Origin of the sequence: Streptomyces sp. NRRL F-5650, assembly GCF_000721365.1 — a bacterium.
Classification (GTDB): Bacteria; Actinomycetota; Actinomycetes; order Streptomycetales; family Streptomycetaceae; genus Streptomyces; species Streptomyces ardesiacus.
Genome location: NZ_JOGV01000043.1, coordinates 62,700 through 68,813, shown reverse-complemented (window position 1 = coordinate 68,813; position 6,114 = coordinate 62,700). Strand labels below are relative to the sequence as shown.

The window sequence follows — 6,114 nt, the reverse complement described above, 5'->3', positions numbered from 1 at the left end:
CCTCGCCTCCCCCGCCGCCACCGTGCGCGCCGAGGAGGCGCGCCGCCGCCTGGCCGGGCTGACCGGACGCGAACGCGAGGTGCTGGCCCTGCTCGGCGAGGGCCTGTCCAACGCGGACGCGGGCGCCCGGCTGCACATGAGCGAGGCGACGGTGAAGACCTACGTCAGCCGCATTCTGACCAAGCTCGACTGCGACAACCGGGTGCAGGCCGCGCTCCTGGCCCGCGACGCGGGCCTGGAGCCGAGCGCGGGGTGAACCTCAGCGCTCCAGGCGGCCGTTGAACCTGCGGGGCAGCCCCAGCGGGTTGTCGTCCCTCAGCTCCGCCGGCAGCAGGGCCTCGGGCGTCCCCTGGTAGACCACCGGCCGCAGCCACCGCTCGACGGCCGTACCGCCCACCGAGGTGGACGTGGAGGTCGTCGCCGGGTACGGGCCGCCGTGGTGCTGGGCCGGGGCTACGGCGACGCCGGTCGGCCAGCCGTTGACCAGGACCCGTCCGGCCAGGGGCGTCACCGCCGCGAGCAGGTCCGCCCCGGCGCCCTCGCCCGCCGCCTCCCCGGCGGAGAGCTGCACGGTCGCCGTGAGGTTGCCCGGCAGCCGGGACAGCACGCCCCGCACCTCGGCTTCGTCCTCGTAGCGGGCCACGACGGTGACCGGCCCGAAGCACTCCTCCAGGAGCAGGTCGTGCTCGCCCTCCGCCGCCAGCCGCGCCGCCGGCACGGTGAGGAACCCGGCGCTGACGGTGTGCTCGCCGCCCGCGCCCGGCGTCACCGGGGACTCCACGTCGGGCAGCGCGGCGCGCTCGGCGACGCCCGCCACGAAGTTGTCCCGCATGCGGTGGTCGAGGAGCACACCGGCGTCGGTGGCACCGACCGCGTCGGTGAGCGACTTGACCAGGCCGTCACCGGCGTCACCGGCGGGCACGAGCACCAGCCCGGGCTTGACGCAGAACTGGCCGACGCCGAGGGTCATCGAGCCGGCCAGGCCCGTCCCGATCGCCTCCGCCCGCTCCACGGCCGCCGCCTGTGTGACGACGACCGGGTTCAGCGAGCCCAGCTCGCCGTGGAAGGGGATCGGCACCGGACGCGCCGCCGCGGCGTCGAACAGCGCGCGGCCGCCGCGGACGGAGCCCGTGAAGCCGGCCGCGGCGACCAGCGGGTGCTTGATCAGCTCGACGCCGGCCTCGAAGCCGTGCACCAGACCGAGGACGCCGTCCGGGATGCCGTGACCGGCCGCGGCCCGGCGCAGCACCTTGGCGACCAGCTCGGACAGGGCGGGGTGGTCGGGGTGGGCCTTGACGACGACGGGGCAGCCGGCCGCGAGCGCGCTGGCGGTGTCGCCGCCGGCCACGGAGAAGGCGAAGGGGAAGTTGGACGCGGAGTAGACGGCGACGACGCCCAGCGGGATCTTGTAGCGGCGCAGGTCCGGGACGGGCGGCGTCGCGGTGTCGTCGGGGTGGTCGACGACGACGTCGAGGAAGGCGCCCTCGTCGACGAGGTCGGCGAAGGCCCGCAACTGGTAGCAGGTGCGGGCGAGTTCGCCGGTGAGCCGGACCGGGCCGAGCGCGCTCTCCGCGTCGGCGACCTCGACGAGGGTGGTCTCGGCCGCCTTCAGCTCGTCGGCGGCGCTCCGCAGGAAGGCCGCGCGGACGGCGCGGTCGGCGAGGGCCTCCCGGGCGGCGTGCGCGGCACGGACGGCGGCGTCCACCTCCTGGGCGGTGGCTTCCACCGCGACCTGTTCGCGCTGCTTCCCGGTACGGGGGTCGACACTCCAGACTGGTGCTGCTGCCACCGCGGGTCCCTCCACGTGCTCTGCACAGAAGGCGTTCGATATACTGAACGCTGTCTCTATTGGTGAATATGCTGTTCGAGACTATTTCCCGTCGAACGAAGGGGTCAAGGGCGATGTCGGCTGTCGAGACGGGGGGCGGAGCGCAGGTCAAGTCCGCGGTGCGCACGGTGGAGCTGCTCGAGTACTTCGCCGGACGCCCCGGCATGCACTCCCTCGCCTCGGTCCAGGAGGCCGTCGGGTACCCCAAGTCCAGTCTGTACATGCTGCTGCGCACGCTGGTGGAGCTGGGCTGGGTGGAGACCGACGCCACGGGCACGCGGTACGGCATCGGCGTGCGGGCCCTGCTGGTCGGCACCTCGTACATCGACGGCGACGAGGTGGTCGCGGCGGCCCGGCCGACGCTGGACCGGCTCTCGGACGACACGACGGAGACCATCCACCTGGCCCGCCTGGACGGCACGAACGTGGTGTACCTCGCCACCCGCCAGTCCCAGCACTACCTGCGGCCGTTCACCCGGGTCGGCCGCCGGCTGCCCGCGCACTCGACCTCGCTGGGCAAGGCGCTGCTGAGCACGTACAGCGACGAGCAGGTGCGCAAGCTGCTCCCCGAGACGCTGCCCGCGCTCACCGAGCACACCATCACCGACCGGGAGAAGCTCATCGAGGAGCTGCACCAGGTGCGGGAGCAGGGCTTCGCCGTGGACCGCGAGGAGAACACGCTGGGGCTGCGCTGCTTCGGCGTGGCGGTCCCCTACCGCACCCCCGCGCGGGACGCGATCAGTTGCTCGGTGCCGGTGGCGCGGCTGACGCCGGCGCACGAACAGATGGTCAAGGACGCGCTCTTCGACGCCCGGGACCGGCTGACACTGGCCACGCGTAGGCTCTGAGCCATGCTCATCGCACTGCGCGAGGTACACGACAGCGACCTGCCCGTCTTCTTCCGCCAGATGAATGATCCGGAAGCCCTGCACATGGCGGCCTTCACCCCGAGGGACCCCGCCGACTGGGAGGCCTTCTCGGCGCACTGGAGCAGGATCCGGGCCTCCCGCGACGTCGTGCGGACCATCCTGGGCGACGGTGACGTCCTCGGCAGCACGGCGGTGTACGGGGATCCCGGCGAGCGCGAGGTGACGTACTGGGTGGACCGGGCGTACTGGGGGCGGGGCGTGGCCACCGCCGCGCTGCGGGCCCTGCTCGCCGAGGTGCCCGACCGCCCGCTGTACGCGCGCGCGGCGGCCGACAACGCGGGGTCGCGGCGGGTGCTGGAGAAGTGCGGCTTCGTGCTCGGCGCGCGGGCCCGGGGGTTCGCGCCCGCGCGGGGCGAGGAGATCGACGAGGTCGTCCTGCACCTGGCCTAGCGAACGGGCGTCCGGCTTCGTGAGCGGCCGCCGGGAAGTATGAGAAAGATGAGAAAGCGGGGCACATGGGAACGATCGCGCCCCGCCCGCTCGTCCTGCCATCGGGATGAACAAGACGATCAGGCGCGCATCGGTCTTCACGCTGCTCCTGGTGTTCGCTCTGCTGGTCAGGGCGACCTGGGTGCAGTTCTACGAGGGCCGGGCGCTAGCGGACAGCAAGGACAACCGGCGCAACGCGATCGAGACGTACGCGGAGCCGCTCGGGAACATCGTCGTGGCCGGCCGGTCGGTCACCGGCTCGGCGCGGACGGAGGGGGGTGACCTCGCCTACAAGCGCACGTACGAGAACGGGAAGCTGTACGCGGCGGTGACGGGTTACGCCTCGCAGGCGTACGCGCCGACCCAGTTGGAGGGCATCTACCAGGACGTGCTCAACGGCACCGATCCGCGGCTGAAGACCGTGATGGACACGGTCACCGGCACCCGGGCCGAGCCGGGCACCGTGGTGACGACGATCGACCCGGCCGTGCAGAAGGCCGGGTTCGAGGCGCTGGGCGACAAGAAGGGCGCCGCCGTCGCGATCGACCCCAAGACGGGCCGGATCCTCTCGGTCGTGTCGACCCCCTCCTACGACCCGGCGTCGCTGACCGACGCCAACACCGCCGGCGCGGCCTGGAAGAAGCTCACCGGCGACCCGGACAAGCCGCTGACCAACCGCGCGCTGCGCCAGCCGCTGCCGCCGGGCTCGACGTTCAAGCTGGTCGTGGCCGCCGCCGCGCTGGAGAACGGGCTGTACGGCTCGGTGGACGAGAAGACCGACAGTCCCGACCCGTACACCCTGCCGGACACGACGACCGACCTCAGCAACGAGAACCCGAACGCCCCCTGCGAGAACGCGACGATCCGCACCGCGCTGCAGTACTCCTGCAACAACGTCTTCGCCAAGATGGCCGTCGACCTCGGCCAGGACGAGCTGCGCGCCATGGCCGAGAAGTTCGGCTTCAACGACGCGTCGCAGGACGTGCCGGTGCGGGCGTACACCAGCGTCTACCCGAAGGACATGGACCGGTCGTCGACCGCGCTGACCGGCATCGGCCAGTTCGACGTGACGGCGACCCCGCTGCAGATGGCGATGGTCTCGGCGGCTCTGGCCAACGGCGGCGAGCTGGTCTCCCCGCACATGGTGTCGCAGGTCACCGACAGCGGCGGCGACGTCCTGGAGGACCACACCGACGCGGACTCCAGGCGGATCGTCAGCTCCGCCACCGCCGACCAGCTCCAGTCGGCCATGCGGACCGTCGTCGAGGACGGCACGGGCTCGAACGCGCAGTTCTCCGGGGCGACGGTGGGCGGCAAGACGGGCACGGCCCAGCACGGCGAGAACAACAGCAAGACGCCGTACGCCTGGTTCACCTCGTACGCCAAGTCCGGCACCTCGGACAAGGAGGTCGCCGTGGCCGTCGTCGTCGAGCAGTCCGACGCCGCCCGCAGCGAGGTCAGCGGCAACGGCCTGGCGGCCCCGGTGGCCAGGGCGATGATGCAGGCGGCGCTCAAGGGCTGACGTTCCGGGGGCCGTTCGGGTTCGGTCTGCCGTACGGTGTTCGGCACCTGGGAATCCGCTGCGAGGAGAGTCCGCCGTGGGGACAGTCGTCGACGACGCCGCCTCCGCGGAGTTCCACGCCTTCTTCGAGCGCCACTACGCCGAACTGGCCCGGCTCGCCCATCTGCTCACGGGCGAGCCGGACGCCGCCGACGACCTCGCGGCGGACGCGCTGCTGGCCCTGTGGCACCGCTGGGACCGGGTCCGCGCGGCCGACCACCCCGTGGCGTACGCGCGCGGGGTCGTCGCCAACCTCGCCCGCACCCGCGTCCGCGCCGCCGTGCGCGAGCGCCGGCGCGTCGCGCTGTTCTGGTCCCAGCGCGAGGAGCGGACGGAGAACCCCGACGTCGCGGGCGCGGTGGACGTGCAGGAGGCGCTGCGCCGGCTGCCGTTCCGCAAGCGGGCGTGCGTGGTGCTGCGGCACGCCTTCGACCTCTCGGAGAAGGACACGGCGCTCGCCCTGGGCGTGTCGGTGGGCACGGTCAAGAGCCAGACGTCGAAGGGGGTGGCCGAGCTCCAGCGGCTGCTCGGCACCCGGGCGGTCCCCCGTGCTCCCCGGCAGGTGCACGCGGCGATCGCGCGCAGCGGCCGGGCCGCGGGAGGTGCGCGGTGACCGCGGAGCGGCGGGACGCGGACGAGGGACTGCGTGCCCGGCTGCACCGGGCCGCCGGGGCGCACCGGCCCGACCGGGCCCGGATCCTGGCCCGGGTCGAGCGCGGCATGGCGGCAGGGGGCCGTGGGCCGGTCCGCCCGCCGGTGCGGGGCTGGGTGCGGGTGGCCGCCGCGACGGCGGCCGTGGCGGGCGTCCTGGTGGCCGGGGGCCACACCGTGACCTCGGCGGTGCGGGACGACCGTGCGGAGCAGCGCCCGGTCGCCGTCTCCCCCGGACCCCGGGAGCCCGGACCGCGGGAGTCCGGACCGCCGGAGCCCGGACCGCCGGAGCCCGGACTGCCGGAGCCCGGACCGGCACGGAGCGGCCCGCTGTGGTCGAGCGGTGCGGTGGACCCGCACAGCAACGCGTTCTGGGCGCAGAGCAACATCACCCTGCGGACGAGCGCTCCCCTCACCGCGCTCACCGTCGAGCTGCGGGTGGCGCAGACCGGGTCGGTGGCCTCCGCCGGTGCCTGGCGGTCGCTGCCGGAGGAGGACTTCGCGTTCACGGCCGGTGAGCGGGACGGCTTCCTCGTCTGCCGGTGGACGCTCGAACCGGGCCGCACGGTCCCGCCCGGCGAGTGGATCTTCGCCGGGCAGTACCACCACGCTCGGGGCGGCCGGGACGCGCGCGGCGACCGCTACTCCGTGACGGCCACCACCGCGTCCGGGCGCTACACGGCCCGGGGCGGCTTCGCCCCAGGCACCTGAGCGGG

The 6,114-nt window shown here is 73.8% G+C and carries 7 protein-coding genes; 6 read left to right on the top strand and 1 reads right to left on the bottom strand.

The window, feature by feature from the left end:
- Positions 1-256 (top strand): response regulator transcription factor (locus IG88_RS0130170; protein WP_031048056.1); only part of this gene is annotated, 256 nt, incomplete at its 5' end.
- 3 nt (positions 257-259) lie between these two features.
- Here the strand turns inward: IG88_RS0130170 and IG88_RS0130165 are convergent.
- Positions 260-1,789, bottom strand: coding sequence for an aldehyde dehydrogenase (NADP(+)) (locus IG88_RS0130165; protein ID WP_063760655.1), 1,530 nt, complete (start codon positions 1,787-1,789; stop codon positions 260-262).
- Between the two features lie 113 nt (positions 1,790-1,902).
- On the opposite strand from IG88_RS0130165, the gene IG88_RS0130160 reads away from it, so the two are divergent.
- The 5 genes from IG88_RS0130160 (at position 1,903) to IG88_RS0130140 (ending at position 6,109) form a co-directional block, all read left to right on the top strand.
- The gene (locus tag IG88_RS0130160; RefSeq protein WP_030403819.1) at positions 1,903-2,676 is read left to right on the top strand and encodes an IclR family transcriptional regulator; all 774 of its coding nucleotides are present in this window, start codon (positions 1,903-1,905) and stop codon (positions 2,674-2,676) included.
- Between the two features lie 3 nt (positions 2,677-2,679).
- A complete protein-coding gene (locus IG88_RS0130155; RefSeq protein ID WP_031048054.1) occupies positions 2,680-3,147 on the top strand; it encodes a GNAT family N-acetyltransferase in 468 nt (155 codons plus the stop codon).
- Between the two features lie 106 nt (positions 3,148-3,253).
- A complete protein-coding gene (locus tag IG88_RS0130150) occupies positions 3,254-4,708 on the top strand; it encodes a peptidoglycan D,D-transpeptidase FtsI family protein (protein ID WP_031048051.1) in 1,455 nt (484 codons plus the stop codon).
- A 76-nt stretch (positions 4,709-4,784) separates the two neighbouring features.
- Positions 4,785-5,360 (top strand): SigE family RNA polymerase sigma factor, encoded by a 576-nt coding sequence (locus tag IG88_RS0130145; RefSeq protein WP_031048049.1) that lies wholly within the window; start codon positions 4,785-4,787, stop codon positions 5,358-5,360.
- The gene (locus tag IG88_RS0130140; RefSeq protein WP_031048046.1) at positions 5,357-6,109 is read left to right on the top strand and encodes a hypothetical protein; all 753 of its coding nucleotides are present in this window, start codon (positions 5,357-5,359) and stop codon (positions 6,107-6,109) included. The genes IG88_RS0130145 and IG88_RS0130140 overlap by 4 nt, the downstream gene beginning before the upstream one ends.
- Positions 6,110-6,114: the final 5 nt, after the last annotated feature.

What these genes read in the sequence shown, in the direction of transcription:
- IG88_RS0130155 (WP_031048054.1), top strand. Translation starts at nt 2,680, where the DNA reads ATGCTCATCGCACTGCGCGAGGTACACGACAGCGACCTGCCCGTCTTC.
- IG88_RS0130150 (WP_031048051.1), top strand. Translation starts at nt 3,254, where the DNA reads ATGAACAAGACGATCAGGCGCGCATCGGTCTTCACGCTGCTCCTGGTG.
- IG88_RS0130160 (WP_030403819.1), top strand. Translation starts at nt 1,903, where the DNA reads ATGTCGGCTGTCGAGACGGGGGGCGGAGCGCAGGTCAAGTCCGCGGTG.